Source organism: Frateuria sp., from assembly GCF_035943815.1.
Taxonomy (GTDB): Bacteria; Pseudomonadota; Gammaproteobacteria; order Xanthomonadales; family Rhodanobacteraceae; genus Frateuria_A.
The window spans coordinates 99,790-117,330 of record NZ_DASZBU010000014.1; the positions used below are offsets into that span (position 1 = coordinate 99,790).

General features: G+C 69.1%; 12 protein-coding genes. 5 read left to right on the forward strand and 7 right to left on the reverse strand.

The annotated features are described in order from the left end of the window. Positions 1-46: 46 nt before the first annotated feature. From VGU65_RS09835 to VGU65_RS09855, 5 genes are all read right to left on the reverse strand, one after another. Positions 47-934 carry a cytochrome c oxidase subunit 3 gene (locus tag VGU65_RS09835; RefSeq protein ID WP_327475218.1) on the reverse strand — a complete coding sequence of 296 codons (888 nt, stop codon included), beginning with the start codon at positions 932-934 and terminating at the stop codon, positions 47-49. Between the two features lie 101 nt (positions 935-1,035). Continuing rightward, a complete protein-coding gene (locus VGU65_RS09840; protein WP_327475220.1) occupies positions 1,036-1,254 on the reverse strand; it encodes a hypothetical protein in 219 nt (72 codons plus the stop codon). Next, a complete protein-coding gene (gene ctaD, locus VGU65_RS09845) occupies positions 1,217-2,833 on the reverse strand; it encodes a cytochrome c oxidase subunit I (RefSeq protein ID WP_327475221.1) in 1,617 nt (538 codons plus the stop codon). Before ctaD ends, VGU65_RS09840 begins: the two co-directional genes overlap by 38 nt. Positions 2,834-2,889: 56 nt before the next feature. Continuing rightward, on the reverse strand, positions 2,890-3,846 hold the full coding sequence (coxB, locus tag VGU65_RS09850) for a cytochrome c oxidase subunit II (RefSeq protein ID WP_327475223.1): 957 nt from the start codon (positions 3,844-3,846) through the stop codon (positions 2,890-2,892). A 20-nt stretch (positions 3,847-3,866) separates the two neighbouring features. Further along, positions 3,867-4,307: a DUF2244 domain-containing protein gene (locus VGU65_RS09855; RefSeq protein ID WP_327475487.1), complete on the reverse strand. Its 441-nt coding sequence runs from the start codon at positions 4,305-4,307 to the stop codon at positions 3,867-3,869. A 347-nt stretch (positions 4,308-4,654) separates the two neighbouring features. Here VGU65_RS09855 and putA point away from each other — a divergent pair, with 347 nt between their 5' ends. The 3 genes from putA to VGU65_RS09870 all read left to right on the forward strand — a co-directional run bounded on the left by putA (position 4,655) and on the right by VGU65_RS09870 (position 9,561). After that, complete coding sequence (gene putA / locus VGU65_RS09860; protein WP_327475225.1) at positions 4,655-7,813, forward strand: bifunctional proline dehydrogenase/L-glutamate gamma-semialdehyde dehydrogenase PutA; 3,159 nt, start codon at positions 4,655-4,657, stop codon at positions 7,811-7,813. 72 nt (positions 7,814-7,885) lie between these two features. Then, positions 7,886-8,149, forward strand: a complete 264-nt coding sequence (locus VGU65_RS09865) for a hypothetical protein (protein ID WP_327475227.1) — start codon at positions 7,886-7,888, stop codon at positions 8,147-8,149. Next, positions 8,149-9,561, forward strand: coding sequence for a coniferyl aldehyde dehydrogenase (locus VGU65_RS09870; protein WP_327475229.1), 1,413 nt, complete (start codon positions 8,149-8,151; stop codon positions 9,559-9,561). The genes VGU65_RS09865 and VGU65_RS09870 overlap by 1 nt, the downstream gene beginning before the upstream one ends. A gap of 461 nt (positions 9,562-10,022) precedes the next feature. Here VGU65_RS09870 and VGU65_RS09875 read toward each other — a convergent pair whose 3' ends face one another. Next, complete coding sequence (locus VGU65_RS09875) at positions 10,023-11,519, reverse strand: OmpP1/FadL family transporter (RefSeq protein WP_327475231.1); 1,497 nt, start codon at positions 11,517-11,519, stop codon at positions 10,023-10,025. Between the two features lie 202 nt (positions 11,520-11,721). Here VGU65_RS09875 and VGU65_RS09880 point away from each other — a divergent pair, with 202 nt between their 5' ends. Continuing rightward, on the forward strand, positions 11,722-12,009 hold the full coding sequence (locus VGU65_RS09880) for a YcgL domain-containing protein (RefSeq protein ID WP_327475233.1): 288 nt from the start codon (positions 11,722-11,724) through the stop codon (positions 12,007-12,009). A gap of 63 nt (positions 12,010-12,072) precedes the next feature. Next, positions 12,073-15,513 (forward strand): ankyrin repeat domain-containing protein, encoded by a 3,441-nt coding sequence (locus VGU65_RS09885; RefSeq protein WP_327475235.1) that lies wholly within the window; start codon positions 12,073-12,075, stop codon positions 15,511-15,513. A 117-nt stretch (positions 15,514-15,630) separates the two neighbouring features. Here the strand turns inward: VGU65_RS09885 and VGU65_RS09890 are convergent, their stop codons facing one another. After that, positions 15,631-17,436 carry a monovalent cation:proton antiporter-2 (CPA2) family protein gene (locus VGU65_RS09890; RefSeq protein ID WP_327475237.1) on the reverse strand — a complete coding sequence of 602 codons (1,806 nt, stop codon included), beginning with the start codon at positions 17,434-17,436 and terminating at the stop codon, positions 15,631-15,633. Between the last annotated feature and the right edge of the window lie 105 nt (positions 17,437-17,541).

The following is a 17,541-nucleotide window of genomic DNA, read 5'->3' on the forward strand; positions in this document are numbered from 1 at the left end:
AGCCCGCCATCCGGCGGGCTTTTTGCTCTGCGGAGCGTGGTGTCGCTCAGAGGATGTAGACGAACATGAACAGGCCCAGCCAGACCACGTCCACAAAGTGCCAGTACCACGCCACCGCCTCGAAACCGAAGTGATGCTCCGGGGTGAAGTGGCCCTTGAGCACACGCAGCCAGATGACCGCCAGCATGATCGTGCCCAGCGTCACGTGCAGGCCGTGGAAGCCGGTCAGCATGAAGAAGGTCGAGCCGTACACGCCGGTGTGCAGGGTGAGGTTGAGCTCCTTGTAGGCCTCGATGTACTCGTGCGCCTGGGCATACACGAAGGTCGCACCCAGCAGCACGGTCAGCCCCAGGAACACCAGAACCTTGTTGCGATGGCCGGCCCTCAGCGCATGGTGCGCGATGGTCACGGTGACGCTGGAGGTAAGCAGGATCAGCGTGTTCAGCAGCGGCAGGCCCCACGGCGCCACCGTCTGGAAGTTGCCGCCGATGTTGGCCGGTCCGTTGCCGCCGCCGGCGCCCCACGCTGCGGCGTAGTCGCTCCACAGGAACTGGTGGGTCAGCACGCCGTGGCCCGCGCCGCCCAGCCACGGCACCGAGAACATGCGGGTGTAGAACAGCGCGCCGAAGAAAGCCGCGAAGAACATCACCTCGGAAAAGATGAACCACATCATGCCCATGCGGAACGAGCGGTCCACCTGGGCGTCGTAGCGGCCGGCCAGCGATTCATGGATCACCGAACGGAACCAGCCGAAGAACATCAGCAGGATGCCGATGAAGCCGATGGTGATGACCGTCTTGCCGAAGCCCGCTTCGCCCGGCGCGGCATTCAACCAATGCGCGGCACCGAGTACGGTGATGAACATGACCACCGCGGCCACGATCGGCCACTGGCTCTTGGCCGGTACGAAGTAAGCGCCTTGCTGCTGACCCATGAGTGATCCCCGTGGATATCTCTTGATTTGCTTCCATCCCCGCCATGCCACACGGGGAACTGCTGCCGACGCGCCGCGGCGCGCCGGGGAAAAACCCTTAACTAGCCGATCTTGAACATGCTCAGGATCGAGAGCAGGAAAAACGCCACCGCGATCGTTCCGGCGATCCAGAGCGTGCGCCGCACGCCTGTCCGGTACGACGGCTCCCGGTCTTTTGCCTGCCCTTTCATCGTTTCGCGCCCACCCGACGCACCCGCCGCCAGGACGGGTGCGCCCGTTGCATCACTCATCGACGTGGCCGTGGGCCAGTTCTTCATCATGGATCACCGGCGGCAGCGCGAAGGTGTGGTGCGGGGCCGGCGAAGGCACCGTCCACTCCAGGCCGCGCGCGCCTTCCCACACCCGGTCGGGCGCCTTCTTCTTGGAGAAGAACACCGCGTGGATGATCACGCCGAGGAAGATCAGCTGCGAGGCACCGAACAGGAAGCCGCCGATCGAGCTGACCATGTTGAAGTTGGCGAAGGCCACGTTGTAGTCCGGGATGCGGCGCGGCATACCGGCCAAGCCCAGGAAGTGCTGCGGGAAGAACAGCACGTTCACCCACACCACCGAATTCCAGAAGTGCATCTTGCCCCAGAACTCGCTGTACATGTGGCCGCACCACTTGGGCAGCCAGTAATAGGTGCCGGACATGATCGCGAACGCGGCGCCGGTCACCAGCACGTAGTGGAAATGCGCCACCACGAAGTAGGTGTCGTGGTACTGGAAGTCGGCCGGAACCAGCGCCAGCATCAGGCCGGAGAAGCCACCGATGGTGAACAGGATGACGAACGCGATGGCGAACAGCATCGGCGTCTCGAACGTCAGCGAGCCGCCCCACATCGTGGACACCCAGTTGAACACCTTCACGCCTGTGGGTACCGCGATCAGCATGGTGGCGTACATGAAGAAGATCTCGGCGCCCAGCGGCAGGCCCACCGCGAACATGTGGTGCGCCCACACGATGAACGACAGGAAGGCGATCGAGGCGATCGCGAACACCATCGCCTTGTAGCCGAAGATCGGCTTGCGCGAGAACGTGGGAATCACTTCCGAGATGATCCCGAACGCCGGCAGGATCATGATGTACACCTCGGGGTGGCCGAAGAACCAGAACACGTGCTGGTACAGCACCGGATCGCCACCGCCGGCGGCGTTGAAGAAGCTGGTGCCGAAGAACTTGTCGGTCAACAGCATGGTGACCGCACCGGCCAGCACCGGCATCACCGCGATCAGCAGGAACGCGGTGATCAGCCAGCTCCACACGAACACCGGCATCTTCAGCAGGTCCATGCCCGGCGCGCGCATGTTGAGGATGGTCGCGATGATGTTGATCGCACCCATGATCGAGCTGATGCCCATCAGGTGGATCGCGAACACGACGTAGGGCAGCGAATCGCTCTGCAGCGACAGCGGCGGATACATCGTCCAGCCGCCGGCCGGGCCGCCGCCCGGCATGAACAGCGTGGACAGCATCAGCGCGAAGGCGAACGGCAGGATCCAGAACGAGAGGTTGTTCATGCGCGGCAGCGCCATGTCCGGCGCGCCGACCATCAACGGGATCATCCAGTTACCCAGGCCCACGAAGGCCGGCATGATCGCGCCGAAGATCATCACCAGCGCATGCATGGTGGTCATCTCGTTGAAGAAGTACGGCTGCACCAGCTGCATGCCCGGCTTGAACAGCTCGGCGCGTATCACCATCGCGAAGCTGCCGCCGATGAAGAACATCGTCAGCGAGAAGATCAGGTACAGCGTGCCGATGTCCTTGTGATTCGTGGACATGAACCAGCGCGTGAAGAAATTCGACGGCGCGCCGTGGTGCTCGTCGTGGTGATCGTGGGTCGCTGCGTGGGCCATGGCCTTGCACCTCTACCTAATGCGAATACTTGGAAAGCGGATGGACGGGCGGAGCCTTAGCCCTGCTTGCCCGCGGTCTTTGCAGCCGGGTTGGCCGGTGCCGCGGCGGTCGACGCCTTCGCGGGCATCGGCGTCGCTGGCGTGGCCGGCGGCGCCTTGGTGGCGGCTTCCTGCTGCGCCAGCCAGCGGGCGAACTCGGCCTTCGGCAGCGCCTTCACCACGATCGGCATGAAGCCGTGGTCCTGGCCGCAGAGTTCGGCGCACTGGCCGCGGTAGGTGCCGGGCACCTTGATGTTGGTCCAGGCCGCGTTGACGATGCCCGGGATCGCGTCCATCTTCCAGCCCAGCGCCGGCACCCACCAGGAGTGGATCACGTCGCCAGCGGTGATTACGAAGCGGATCTTGGTGTCGACCGGGACTACCAGCGGCTTGTCCACGTTGAGCAGGTAGGTGTTCTCGTCACCGACCTTGACAGCGCGCGGGTCCAGGCCGGAGTCGAGCTGGCGGGTCTCGTTGCTCTGCTCGTCGAGCTTGGACATGAAGCCGACCTTGTCGATCGCCTTGCCCTGGTAGTCGACGTAGTCGTACCGCCACTTCCACTGGTAGCCGGTGACCTTGACGGTCATCTGCGAGCCGGTGGTGTCGGCGAAGGAAGTCAGGCCCCCGGTGGCCATCCACGCCAGGATGATCAGGATGATCACCGGGATGGTGGTCCACACCACTTCGAGCATGGTGTTGTGCGACCACTTCTCCGCCACCGCGCCCCGCGATTTGCGGAAGCGGAACATGGCGATGAACATCGCGCCGAACACCAGGACGCCGATCACGATGCACACGCCGAGTGCGACGTTGTTGAGGAAGTAAGGCTCGGACGACCACTCGGTCACGCCGCGGGTCATGTTGAGCTGGCCCGGCTGAGGGTTGGCCCACGCCGTACTAACCCACGCCGCCCCGCCGAACAGCGCACAGGCTGCTGCCGCCCATGCCTTGAACCTGATGCCGCCAGATGTCATGTCCTGCACCTTTGTTGTAGCTACCTGCACGGCTGGCCTTGCACATCGGCCAGCAGCACCTTGAGTTTTCCAGCCACCTCGGCGCGTTCCTCCTCGGCGAGGAAAGCTCCGATCTCCAGCTCGCGTCCATGCGACCCCAGCAGCAGACGGTCGTGCCCATTGCCCGGCGCCAGCCGCACACGCACCCAGTAGGACTGGAAGCAGGCGCGGCGTCGCCCGGGCAGCGAGCGCACTTCCAGCGACGAGGCGTCGAAGGTGATGCGTTCGCTGCGGTCACCCGCGCGCCAGGCCTGCCTCAGGGCAAGGGCCATCGCGCAGGACTCGACCAGGGCAAACAGCGGAGCGAACACATTCCCCTGCCACGCGCCCAACCCGGCCGTCGTCAGCGCCAAGGCCGCCAGAACCACGATCAAGCGACGCAGTCCGCGTCGGCTGAGTGCGCGATTGGGCCGAAGCCACATCGTCACGCACGGCAGGCCGGCGGCAGCTGGTCGAAGCACGATCATGGGGATCCGGCGTGCCTGGAACAGCGGAATGATAGGCTGCCGCATCGCAAGGTGGCAAGAATGTCGCACCCGACTGACCTGGATCATGGTGCCGGGAAACGAGCGGCAGCGACCGGTGGACGCCCACCGCACGGTGCGTAATGCATGGCTGCCGCTCCGGTCACCGCTCGTTTCCGGCAGGACGGCCGCGGCGGAAGCGCATCAGTCCGAGGGCGTGCCGCCGCACACGGATGCGTGCGCCTGCATGCGGGGCGTACAATCGCCGGCTCCCCGCCGCGCCGGCGGTTCCCGACGAACATCCCGTGATCGAACCCATCCTCAGCCCCGAACTCCCCGCCGGCGCCGAGCCGGCCCGCGCACGCATCACCGCGGCCTGGCTGCGCGACGAGACCGAGGCGGTCAATGACCTGTTGACCCAGGCCACGCTGCCCGCCGTCGAGCGCGAGCAGGTGATCGACCTGGCCGCCGACCTGGTCAGCCGCGTGCGCGCCCGCGCCAGGGATCAGAGCGCGGTCGAGTCCTTCATGCGTCAGTACGACCTCTCCTCCGAGGAGGGCGTGCTGCTGATGTGCGTGGCCGAGGCGCTGCTGCGCATCCCGGACAAGGTCACCGCCGACAAGCTGATCCGTGACAAGCTCGGCGATGCCGACTGGAAGAAGCACCTGGGCCAGAGCGAGTCGCTGTTCGTCAACGCCAGCACCTGGGGCCTGATGCTCACCGGCAAGCTGGTCAACCTGGCCGAGGAAACCCGCCACGACTTCACCGGTGCGCTCAAGCGCCTGGTCGCGCGCGCCGGCGAGCCGGCGATCCGCCTGGCCGTGCGCCAGGCAATGCGCATCATGGGCCACCAGTTCGTGATGGGCCGGACCATCGACGAGGCGCTGGACCGCTGCGCGAAGAAGGAATACGCGATGTACCGCTATTCCTACGACATGCTGGGCGAATCCGCGCTCACCGCCGAGACGGCCGAGCGCTACCAGGAGGACTACCGCCGCGCGATCGCGCGCATCGGTGCCCGCGGCCCGTTCGCCAACCACACCGTCGCACCGTCGATCTCGGTCAAGCTCTCGGCGCTGCACCCGCGCTATGAGGTGGCCAACCGCGCGAGCGCGCGGCGCGACCTCACCGCCAAGCTGCTGGAGTTGTCCCAGCTCGCGATGAAGCAAGGTATCGCGCTGTCGGTGGATGCCGAGGAGGCCGACCGCCTGGAGCTGTCGCTGGACATCATCGGCGACGTCTTCGCGCATCCCTCGCTGCAGGGCTGGAACGGCCTGGGGATAGTGGTGCAGGCGTATTCGAAGCGCACCCCGTTCGTGATCGACTGGCTGATCGAGACGGCCCGCGCCACCGGCCGGCTCTGGTACGTGCGCCTGGTCAAGGGCGCCTACTGGGATGCCGAGATCAAGCGCGCGCAGGAGAGCGGCCTTGCCGGCTACCCGGTCTATACGCGCAAGCCGAACACCGACGTTTCCTATCTGGCCTGCGCGCGCAAGCTGTTCGATGCCGGCGTGGAACTGATCTACCCGCAGTTCGCCACGCACAACGCGCACACCATCGCCGCCGTGCACCACCTGTCCAAGGGGCGGCCGTTCGAGTATCAGCGCCTGCACGGCATGGGCACCGACCTGTACGCCGAGGTGATCGGCGCGCAGAACCTGGACGTGCCCTGCCGCGTCTACGCGCCGGTCGGCACGCACGAAGACCTGCTGCCCTACCTGGTACGTCGCCTGCTCGAGAACGGCGCCAACACCAGCTTCGTCAACCGTGTGGTGGACGAGAGCCTGCCGGTGCGCGAACTGGTCGCCGACCCGTGCGAGACGGTGCGCAGCTTCGCTTCGATTCCCCACCCGCGCATTCCCCTGCCGGTCAACCTGTACGGCGAACTTCGGAAGAATTCCATGGGCGTGAACTTCTCCAACGACAACGAACTCCGCTCGCTCGCCGACGCGGTCAACAGCCATGCCGGCCCGTGGCAGGCCACCCCGCTGGTACCGGGCGGCGCGAACGCCGGCGGTGCGAGCGTGCAGGTCACCAACCCGGCCGACCGCCGCCAGGTGATCGGCAGCTATGTCGCCGGCGACGCCGCCATGGCCGACAAGGCGCTGGCCAACGCGGTCGCCGCACAGCCCGGCTGGGATCGCCTGCCGGCCGCCAGCCGTGCCGCCATCCTGGAGCACGCCGCCGACCAGCTCGAGGCGCGCCGCGGCGAATTCATCGCCCTGTGCGTGCGCGAGGCCGGCAAGAGCCTGCCCGACGCCATCGCCGAGATCCGCGAGGCGGCCGACTTCCTGCGCTACTACGCCACCATGGCGCGCCGGCTGTTCGGCCAGCCGGAACAGCTGCCCGGCCCGACCGGCGAGAGCAACCAGCTGTTCTTGAACGGCCGCGGCGTGTTCGTCTGCATCAGCCCCTGGAATTTCCCGCTGGCGATCTTCCTCGGCCAGGTCTCCGCCGCGCTCGCCGCCGGCAACGCCGTCATCGCCAAGCCCGCGGAACAGACCTCGCTGATCGGCTACATGGCGGTCAAGCTGCTGCACGAGGCCGGCATCCCCGCCGAGGTGCTGCAGTACCTGCCGGGCGACGGCGCCGTGGTCGGCGCCGCGCTCACCAAGGACCCGCGCGTGGCCGGCGTAGCCTTCACCGGCTCGACCGAAACCGCCTGGGCGATCAACCGCGCGCTCGCCTCGCGCAACGCGCCGATCGCCGCCCTGATCGCCGAGACCGGCGGCCAGAACGCGATGATCGCCGACTCCTCTGCCCTGCCCGAGCAGATCGTCAAGGACGTCATCTCCGCCGCTTTCCAGTCCGCCGGCCAGCGCTGTTCGGCCGCGCGCGTGCTGTTCGTGCAAGAGGACATCGCCGACAAGGTGATCGGCATGCTCGCCGGCGCGATGGCCGAGCTCAAGGTCGGCGATCCGGGACTGCTCTCCACCGATGTCGGCCCGGTAATCGATGCCGACGCGCTTAAGATCCTCGTCGAGCACGCTGCGCGCATGGACAAGGAAGCATCGAAGATCGCCGAGGTCCCGCTCGATCCGGCGACCACGGGCCACGGCACCTTTTTCGCGCCGCGCGCCTACGAGATCCCCTCGCTCAAGACGCTGACCCGCGAAATCTTCGGCCCCGTGTTGCACGTGATCCGCTGGAAAGCCAACGAGCTCTCCAGCGTGATCGACCAGATCAACGCCACCGGCTACGGCCTCACGCTCGGCATCCACAGCCGCATCGACGATACCGTGCAGTTCATCCAGAGCCGCGCGCGCGTGGGCAATTGTTACGTCAACCGCAACCAGATCGGCGCGGTGGTCGGCGTGCAGCCCTTCGGCGGCGAGGCGCTGTCGGGTACCGGCCCGAAGGCGGGCGGCCCGCACTACCTGCTGCGCTTCGCCGGCGAACGCACGCTCACCATCAACACCACCGCTGCCGGCGGCAACGCCTCGCTGCTGACCATCGGCGAGTGATGCCGACGCCGCCCGTGCCGTTGCCTGGCACGGGTGGCGCGAGTACGGTTTGTGGGCCAAGAGGGCTTCCACATGTCCGTACGAAAAAAGGGCCTGGCCGAGTTCGTCCGATGGATGGGCCCGCTACTTGATTGTCTGCGTGCACTCGGCGGCTCGGCCAAACCCGCAGAGGTCTCGGGTTGGATCGCGCGCGAACTGAAGCTGCCCGCGGCGATCACCAACGCCGCGCTCAAGTGCGCTGCCAACCGCTTCCACAACCAAGTGCGGCGGACGCGCCAGTATTTCGTTCGGGTCGACCAAGCCCTCTTCGGCGACTTCCGCCGCCAGGTCGCCTGATGCACGGCCAAGCGCTTCCACTGGACGCAACACTCATCCGCCTGCGCGAGGCGCAATCGCGCGATCCCCAGCCGTCGTGGCACGTGCGCGCCGATCGCCTGCACCGCCTCGCGCGCATGCTGCGCGAGCAACGCGGCGCCTTTGCCCGGGCCATCGATGCCGACTTCGGCCAGCGGCCGGTGGAGGAGACCGAGTTGCTGGAGCTGTTTCCCGCGCTGTCGGCCATCCGCTACGCCCTGCGTCGCGGCAAGCGCTGGATGCGGCCGCGGCGGGCACCGACCGGGCTGGCCTTCCTGCCGGGGCGCAACCGCCTGCTGCCGCAGCCGCGCGGCGTGGTCGGCATCGTGGTGCCGTGGAACTATCCGCTGTACCTCGCCGTCGGCCCGCTGGTGGATGCGCTGGTAGCCGGCAACCGCGTGATGGTCAAGATGAGCGAGTACACGCCGCGCTTCTCGACACTGTTTGCCGAGCAGGTGGCGCGCAGCTTCGCCGATGACGAGGTGGTGGTGGTGACCGGCGATGCCGCCGTGGCGCAGGCGTTCACCGCCTTGCCGTTCGACTACCTGCTGTTCACCGGCTCGACCGCGGTGGGCCACCAGGTGATGCGCGCGGCTTCGGCCAACCTCACGCCGGTGACGCTGGAACTGGGCGGCAAGTCGCCGGCGATCGTGGGACCAGGGGCCGATCTTGCGCAGGCGGTCGAGCGCATCCTGGTCGGCAAGCTGGTCAACGCCGGGCAGACCTGCATCGCGCCGGACTACGTGCTGTTGCCGCGCGCACGGGTGGAGGACTTCGTCGCCACCGCGCGCGAGGCGGCGGCCCGGCTCTATCCCGACCTGGCGCGCAACCGCCAGTACGCCAGCCTGGTTTCCGAGCGCCACTTCGCGCGGATGGTGCGGCTGCGCGATGAGGCGGCCGCCGCCGGTGCCCACGTCCAGACGCTTGGCACGGCGAGCGAGGATCCCGCGCTCCGCCTGTTTCCCCCGCAGCTGTTGCTGGACGTGCCGCAGGACGCGGCCGTGATGCGCGAGGAGATCTTCGGGCCGCTGCTGCCCCTGGTCGCCTACGATACGCTGGAGCAGGCGATCGACTACGTCGCCGCTCGGCCGCACCCGCTCGCGCTGTACTTGTTCGAGCGCGACCGCAGGGTGATCGAGCGGGTATTGCAGGCTACCCAGGCCGGCGGCGTCACGCTCAACGACACGCTCTACCACATCGCCCAGCACGGCCTGCCCTTTGGCGGCGTGGGTGCCTCGGGCATGGGCGGCTACCACGGCAGGGCCGGTTTCGACACGTTCTCGCACGTCAAGCCGGTGTTCGCGCAATCGCGCTGGAGCGGCGCGGGGCTGCTGCGCCCGCCCTACGGTCCGCGCTTCCGGCGCATGCTGGAACTGTTGCTGCGCCACGGCTAAAGGCACGCCCGCAACCGTGCTTGCGCGCCGGCGACGGTGCGCTGGCGACACTGCACGCGGATCATCGCAGTGAGCCTGCCATGCCCAGATCGCATCTTCCCCACGACGAGCCCGCCCCGGATCCTGCGGGCGTCGACGCCGGCCCCCAAGGCGACGCAGGCGGCGGCGAGCCCAAGGGCGCGCAGCTGAAACCACGCGACAACGCCTGATCGGCGAACGCAGAGAAAGTCGACCGATCGCGCCGCGAGCACTCCTCGGACAAGGCGCAGCCGGACTATCGCGCGCGCCCCGCCGGCCAGAGCGGCATCGGCGAGCAGCCCGATCACCCTTCGCCGCTGCGCGAGCCGCAAGGCAAGGGCAACTACATCGCTACCGACCGCGGCGACAAGCCGCTGCGCAACGGCTGACGAGGGGCAAAAAAAACCTCCCCGCTCACGCGGGGAGGCTCGTATTGCAACCGATCAGAACTTGTACTGCGCCGACAGGCTCAGCAGGTTGCCGTAGTCGTTGAAATTGCCGGCCAGCACGTCGCCAGTCGCGCTGGCGGCTCCGTTCACGCCCGCATGGCTGACGAAGATATGCGCGTAGGAGGCGTTGATCTCGAAGTGGTCGTTCGCCTTGTAGCCGATGCCGACGGTGGCCATGCGCCGAGCCGCATCAGGCACGCGCGGGTCCCGGTTGGCGGCGTTCATCGGCGCCTGGTCGATCGCCAGGCCGGCGCGCAGGGTCAGCTTGTCGGTGGCGTAGTACTCGCCGCCCACCGAGGCATACCAGGTGTCACGCCAGTTGAACGGCAGCGTGGTGGTCGGCTGCAGCGGATTGGCGTACTTGAGGGTGAGCGCGCGCATCACGCTCCACTGTGTCCATGCCACGTCCATACCGAGGCCGAACTTCTCCTCCTGGTGCCAGTAACTCAGGCTGGCTACCGCCGGGTTGGTTAGGCGCGCCTTGCCGGCGGTGCGCTGGAACGCCGGGATGCTGCCGGACAGCGCCGGGTTGGCCAGCAGCAGGTCATAGCCTGGTGTGGTGGTGAAGTTGGCGGTGCCGTCGATGTCATGGGTGATGCGCGAACGGTAGTTCAGCGCGACCCGATCGTTCGCAGTCGGCTTCCAGTACGTGCCGACCTGCCAGCCCCAGGCCCAGCTGTTGCCCTTGACCTCGGCGTAGCCGTCGGCGCCCTGCGGGGTCACCGCGGCCACGCCGGCCGCAGCAGCCTGGCCTTGCTGCGCAGCGGCTTGGATCATCGCGGCGGCCTGCGCGGGCGGGATCTGCCCCGCTGCCGCTGCGGCCTGGATCTGCGCGATGCCGGCAGCCGTCTGCGCGGCGATGCCTTGCTGGATGCCCAGGCCCACGCCGTTGAAGTTGATTGCGTTGGTGAGGTCGGCATTGGTGCGCTCGGCGATCGCACTGGCGCCCACGCTCCACTGGTCGTTGATCTTGAACGAGGCCGACAGCGTGCTGTCGAACGACTGCAACTTGGTCTTGATCGCGTCGTAGCGGCCGACCCAGTCGCGGTCATACTCGGTCTGGAAACCGAACGGCACGTCGAGGGCGATGCCCAGGTTGACCCGATCGCTCATCTTGGTGGCGAAGGCCAGCGCCGGCACCGGCAGCGTGGTCCCGGCGTCACCGCCGTTGCCGCCGCTGATCGGACGGCCCAGCGCGTCGTGCGCGCCACCGGTGAACTTGGCGCTGAAGTTGATCGCGGTGAGATCGGCCTGGAAATAGGTGCCGTCCAGGTCGCTCATCGCCGCCGGGTTGTTGGCCACCACCGAGACATCGCCGCCCGCGGTCGCCGAGCCGGCATAGGCGCGGCCCAGGCCCTTGGCGCTGTTTTCCTTCAGCTGGAAGGCGCTGGCGTGTGCGGCTTCTGGCAGCGCAAGCGCACCGGCGACGGCAAGGCTCAGTGCGGCCAGCGCTAGGGGCCGGGCTACGCCCGGGAGGGAACGAAAAGACATAGGCATTGCTTGCTCCTGCTTATCTTGGACGCGGCTCGGGGTGGCACGGGATCGTCGTCGCCGGCTTTTTTCATACGCGCGTTTGACGCCCCCGCGCGACACTCTGCCCAGCCACCCAGGGGCTTGCAAGTGCGACCGCAGCATTTGCGCGACACGCTGCTACCCTTCGCGCCCCCGCTCTCGCCGCCCATCGGAGCCGCCCATGCATTGTTTCGTCTACTCCAGCCAGCGCAAGCCCGATACCTACGTGTGGCTCGCCGCACGCGACGAATTCGGCGTGATTCCCGAGTCGCTCTCGATGTTGCTGGGCGACTTGCGCTTCGTGCTCGAGGTGCAGCTGGACGAGCAACGCCGGCTGCCGCACGAGGACAGCCGCGTCGTGCTCGACCATTTGCGCACTCAGAGCTGGCACCTGCAGTTGCCGCCGCAGGAAACGCTCGCCGTGGCCAACCAGGCGCAACGCGCCATGCCGGACGATCGCGACGCCTGATTGTGGCCCCGTGGTTAACGCGACGTTACCGTCTGGCGCTTCGACGCTTCCTATACTGGCGCAATGACTGAGCCCCGAACGCGCCACCGCCCGCCCTCCCTGCTCCGCGGAGCGGCCTGGTTTCTGCCCGGATGGGCCGCCGTGGCGATCGCCGCGCTCGGGGTCCATCCGCTGGCGCTGATCCCGCTGCTGCTGGCCAATGCGCTGACGATGGCGGCGGTCTGCCACGCGATCGGCTTCGACCCCGAGCCGCGCTTCGGCCGCACCGTGTTGCGTCGGGGCGCCGCGCACTTGGTGATGTTCACCGGCTACGTGGCGCTGGTGTTCCTGCTGATCGCCTGGCCAATGCTGCTGCTGCACCAGCTGCCCAGCCTCGGCGGCGCGCTGATGCTGGCTGCCGCGCTGGTGGTGGCGCTGGTGGCGCTGTGGCGCGTGTGGCCGGCATTCGGACTGGTGTTCGTCTGGGACGACGCTTACCCCGCACAGAGCGAGGGCTCCTGGATCTTCACCGCGACCGCGCGCAGCCTCGCCTTCGGGCGCCACCTGGCGCGCGAGGAGCGTTTCTTCAGCCACTTCCTGCCAGCCTCCTTCATGCTGCTGGTACTGGCCTTCGGCGCCATCGCACTCACCGGCCTCTACGGCGTGCTGCCGACCGAGCTGCGCACAGCTGCGCTGGTGGTCTACGGGCTGGCGGTACTGCCGCTGGGCTGCCTGCTGATCGCCAACCGCACGCTGCGCGCCCTGCTGTGCGAGCGCACGCGCCCGCGCCGCCGCGCCGAGGATGTGCACCTGCCGGCCGACTTCCCGGCGGCGACCCCGCGGCCGGTCACGCTCAGCGAGGAAGAGCGCACCGCCGGCGCGCCGGGGCAGGACGCGGCCTTGCTGGCGGCGGCTCGCGAAGGCGACATCGAACGCGCAATGGCCCTGCTCGAAGCCGGCGCCGATCCCAACGCCGCGCCCGCCACGGGCGAGCGTGACCAGCGCCCGGTGCTCACCCTGGCCGCCCTGCTGCCCGACACACGTCTGCTGCGCGCGCTGATCGCCAAGGGTGCCGACGTCAACCATGCCAGCGGCGGCCTCACCGCATTGCTCGCGGCCACCCGCGACAGCTGGCATGGCCGCGCCGAAGCGGTGATGACCCTGCTCGCCAACGGCGCCAGTCCGCTCGCCGCCGACGGCGAAGGCAACACGGCGCTGCACGGCGCGGCGCTGAGCGAGGAGCCGATCGTCGCGGCGATGCTGCTGGATGCGGCCGCGCCGGTGAACGCACTCAACAAGGCCGGGGTCAGCCCGCTCGCCGCAGCCTGCCGCGCGGCCAACTGGCCACTGGCGAAATTCCTGTTGGAGCACGGCGCTAAGCCCGCGCCCGCCCAAGGCGAGCCTGCCCTGGTCGCGGCCGCCGGCATCGCCGATGACGATCCGGCGGGCGTCAAGCTGCTGCTCAAGCATCGCGCGCCGGTGGATGGCGCCGACGCGCACCAGCGCAGCGCGCTGATGGCCGCTGCCGCCGAAGGCCACGAGCAGGTCGCCCGCGCCCTGCTCGCTGCCGGCGCCGACCCGAACCTGGCCGACCGCCACGGTTCCACCGCGCTCATGGAAGCGGCTCGCAGCGGCGCCGGCTCGCTGGTGCAGGCCTTGGCCGACGCCCACGCCGATGCCATGGCGCGCGACAACCACGGCCGCGACGCGCTGACGCTCGCCTGCCAGTCCCCGCGTGCGCATGCAGGCACCGTGCGCGCACTGCTCGCGCTGGGCGCAGATCCGAAACGCACCGGCGGCGACGGCCGCAGCGCGCTCGACCACGCCGCCGCGGCCGGGCGCTGGGACCTGGTCGCACTGCTCGATCCGCAGTCGCCCCTGCCCTCGAGCCTGGACAGCGACGACGAGGAAGACGCGGACACGCCCGTGCGCCTGCTCCAAGCGCTGCGCCAGGGCCAGTGGGCCACGGTCGCCGCGTTTGCCGAACGCGCCCGCCGGTGGCCGCAGGCGCAACTGGCGCAACTCTATCTGGACCTGTCCGCGCCCGGCCTGAGCGCCGCACGGCATTGGCTGCTCGAACACGGATTGGCATCCGAGGCGCGCCTGCCGGCTCCGGTCGAAGCCGCCGGGAGCACCTATCGAGCTACCGGGCAGCGCCTGTTCGATGCCTTGCTGCCGCAGCTTCCCGCGGCGACCGAGGCAGTCGACGACCTGCTCAAGGCCGGCGCCTCGCCGGCCGGTTGCGGCCTGCTGGCGCAGGCGTTGGCCGCGCTGGGCGACAGCGTGCAGGGGGCCGCCCTGCCGTTGAAGCTGCTGGAAGCCGGCGCCGACCTGTTCGGTGTGGACGCACGCGAGCGCACACCGCTGCACCTGGCCGCCAGCCACCGCCATGCCGCGCTGCTCGACGCCCTGCTGGCGCGCGGCTGCAACCCCGATGCGCGTGACGGCTGCGGCCGCACGCCGCTGTTCGCGGCCATCGAGCACGGCGAAAGCGGGTTGGGGCTGGTACGCGCGCTGATCGCCCACGGCGCCGATGCCGAGGCAGCCGACGCCAACGGTGAAACGCCGCTCGGCCTGGCGCTGGAACATGACGCGATCCAGCACTGGCTCGACTGGGGCGAGTGGTTGCGCCCGCGCCGTGCCCTCGCAGCCACGGATCTGCCCGCCGCCACCCGCAGCGGCGCCCTGACTGCCGTCGAGCGCCTGCTGGAATTGGGCTTCGCCGTGGACACGCGCGATGCGCAGGGCGCCACCGCGCTACTGCATGCCTGCGGCGGCGGCCACCGCGAGATCGCCACACGCCTGCTCGATGCCGGCGCGGACCCCTCGCTGGCTGCCGACACCGGCGTCACGCCGCTCGCCGCCGCGGTGGGCGCGCGCCGCGATGCGCTGGTGGACCTGCTGCTCGAGCGCGGCGTGGCGACCGACCAACGCCTGCCGGGCGAGACCACGGCATTGATGGTGGCCGCGGCGCTGGGTTATCCGGAGATCGTCGAGCGCCTGCTGACCCACGGTGCGGACATCCATGCGCTGGATGCACGCGGCCGCAACGCGCTGCATGCCGCCGCGCAATTCGGCTTCGAGCACAACGACAGCCTGCGCGTGCGGCGCCTGTTCGACGCGCTGCTCAAGCACGGTGCCGAGGTCAACCACGCCGACGCCGAAGGCAAGACGCCGTTGCTGCTCCTGCTCGGCGCGCAGCTCAAGCCGGGCGCCGCCTGCGACCCAACCCATCTGGCCGCGCTGCTGCCGGTGCTGCTGGACGCCGGCGCGCGGCTGGAACGTGCCGACCAGCGCGGCGTCACCGCCCTGCATGCCTGCGCCATGCATGCGCTGCTGCCGGCCGCACGCGTGCTGCTGGCGCGCGGTGCGGACCGCCAGGCTGGCGACGCCTTCGGCCGCACGCCGGCCGACGTCGCCCGCCACCTGGGCCTCGTCGACATCGCCCATGAACTGGCCGCGCGCAGCAACGCCGTGCCCAGCGTACGGCAGATGCTTCGCCAGCCGGCGCAACCGGCGGAGTGACGGGCGTCGTCACCTGACGCTGCCGCGGCGTCCTGTTCCCCGACCTGTCCGCGATACCCCATCGAGCTTTCCCTCGTCGACGGGGGGGGGCGGATCTGCCGGCCTTGGCGTGATCGCTCAGCCGGGCGAGGAGGGCTCCGGACGCTCGCGCTCGGCGTCCGCCTCGAACAGCCGCTCCAGGTCGGCCAGCGCCTCGCGCGTGGTCTGCACGATGCGCGCATCGTCGTCATAGACCAGGTATTGCCGCCTGAGCAGCTCGGCATCCTGCTGGCGGAAGCGCTCGACCCGCGCGGCCGCCACGTCCGCCGGCGTGCCCAGCGCCTCCAGCGTCATCCGGGTCATCTGCAGGCTGGCGCACAGGGTCTCGCGCACCGGCTCGTCGATGCCCAGATCCATCAGGCGCCACACGTGCTGGCGGTTGCGCGCACGCGCGATGACCTTCAGGTGCGGATACTGCCGGCGCACCAGCCGCGCCACGCTCAGGCTCGATTCCGGGTCGTCGCTGGCCAGCACGAACACCTCGGCCTTGTCCGCCTGCGCGGCGCGCAGCAGCTCTGGCCGCGCCGGGTCGCCGTAGAAGATGTCGTTCCAGCCGCCGAAGCGCTGCACCAGGTCGATCTGCTCCACCGAATGGTCCAGCGCCACGAAGCGGATGCCCTGCGCGCGCAGCACGCGCGCCACGATCTGGCCCATGCGGCCGTAGCCGGCGATGATGACCTTGGGCGTCTCGGTCTCGATGGTGTCGTACTCGCGCACGGCCTTCTTCGGCCGGGCGCCGAGCAGTCGCCCGGTGAACGCCACCAGCAACGGCGTCAGCGCCATCGACAGGGTGATCGCCAGCACCAGCCGGTTGTGCACTACGCCACCAAGCACGCGCTGCCCGGCGGCCAGGTTCAGCACCACGAAGGCGAACTCGCCACCGGACGCCAGCAGCACGGCCAGCCGCAGGGCCTCGCCGCGGTCGAGCCTGCCGACCAGCCGCCCCAGCGGCCACAGCAGCACGCCCTTGACCAGCAGCAGCCCGGCGACCAGCGCCAGCACGCGCAGCGGCTCGCGCAGCAGCAGCGAGAGGTCCATCGACATGCCCACGCTGATGAAGAACAGCCCCAGCAGCAGCCCCTTGAACGGCTCCAGATGCGATTCGAGTTCGTGCCGGTACTCCGAATCGGCCAGCAGCACGCCGGCCAGGAACGCACCCAGCGTGGACGACAGCCCCACCCGTTCCATCAGCCAGGCGGTGCCCATCACCACCAGCAGCGCGGTGGCGGTGGACACCTCCACCGCATCGGCCTTGGCGACGAAGCGGAACACCGGCCGCAGCAGGTAGCGCCCACCCACCACCACCGCCACGATCGCGCCCACCGTGCGCGCCACGCCGGCCAGCTCCACGCCCTGTCCGCCGCTGCTGGCCAGCAGCGGCACCGCCGCGATCAGCGGGATCGCCGCCAGGTCCTGGAACAGCAGGATCGCGAAGGCCTGCCGCCCGTAGGCCCAGCCGGCCTCCTTGCGCTCGGCCAGGATCTGCAGGCCGAACGCAGTGGAGGACAGCGCCAGGCTGCCGCCCACGATCACCGCCGCCGCCCCGCTCAGCCCGAACCACGCGAAGCCCACCGCGCCGATCGCCAGGCCGCAGGCCAGCACCTGCATCAGGCCGGTGCCGAACACCGCGCGGCGCATCACCCACAGGCGCTGCGGCGAGAGCTCCAAGCCGATCACGAACAGCATCAGCACCACGCCGAACTCGGAGATGGTCGCCACGCCGGCGGTGTCGCTGACCAGCCTCAGCACCTGCGGCCCGATCACCACGCCAGCCAGCAGGTAGCCCAGCACCGAGCCCAGGCGGAAGCGCTTGGTCAGCGGCACGGCGATCACCGTCGCCAGCAGGAACACCAGCGCGGTCTGGAGGAAGTGATGGCTGTCCATGCGCGCTCTCGGCCGAGGGAGGGAGAGGCGATTATTCCATGCGCCGGAAGCTCATCGGCCCCGTGCGGCCAGACACACCGCGGGGAGGTTGGCTTCGCGCACGCG

Excerpts from the sequence above, each read along its gene's own strand:
- ctaD (WP_327475221.1), bottom strand. The coding sequence starts at position 2,833 with ATGGCCCACGCAGCGACCCACGATCACCACGACGAGCACCACGGCGCG.
- VGU65_RS09890 (WP_327475237.1), bottom strand. The coding sequence starts at position 17,436 with ATGGACAGCCATCACTTCCTCCAGACCGCGCTGGTGTTCCTGCTGGCG.
- VGU65_RS09855 (WP_327475487.1), bottom strand. The coding sequence starts at position 4,307 with ATGTGGCTTCGGCCCAATCGCGCACTCAGCCGACGCGGACTGCGTCGC.
- VGU65_RS09885 (WP_327475235.1), top strand. The coding sequence starts at position 12,073 with ATGACTGAGCCCCGAACGCGCCACCGCCCGCCCTCCCTGCTCCGCGGA.
- VGU65_RS09865 (WP_327475227.1), top strand. The coding sequence starts at position 7,886 with ATGTCCGTACGAAAAAAGGGCCTGGCCGAGTTCGTCCGATGGATGGGC.
- VGU65_RS09840 (WP_327475220.1), bottom strand. The coding sequence starts at position 1,254 with ATGATGAAGAACTGGCCCACGGCCACGTCGATGAGTGATGCAACGGGC.
- VGU65_RS09875 (WP_327475231.1), bottom strand. The coding sequence starts at position 11,519 with ATGTCTTTTCGTTCCCTCCCGGGCGTAGCCCGGCCCCTAGCGCTGGCC.
- VGU65_RS09870 (WP_327475229.1), top strand. The coding sequence starts at position 8,149 with ATGCACGGCCAAGCGCTTCCACTGGACGCAACACTCATCCGCCTGCGC.
- VGU65_RS09835 (WP_327475218.1), bottom strand. The coding sequence starts at position 934 with ATGGGTCAGCAGCAAGGCGCTTACTTCGTACCGGCCAAGAGCCAGTGG.
- coxB (WP_327475223.1), bottom strand. The coding sequence starts at position 3,846 with ATGACATCTGGCGGCATCAGGTTCAAGGCATGGGCGGCAGCAGCCTGT.
- VGU65_RS09880 (WP_327475233.1), top strand. The coding sequence starts at position 11,722 with ATGCATTGTTTCGTCTACTCCAGCCAGCGCAAGCCCGATACCTACGTG.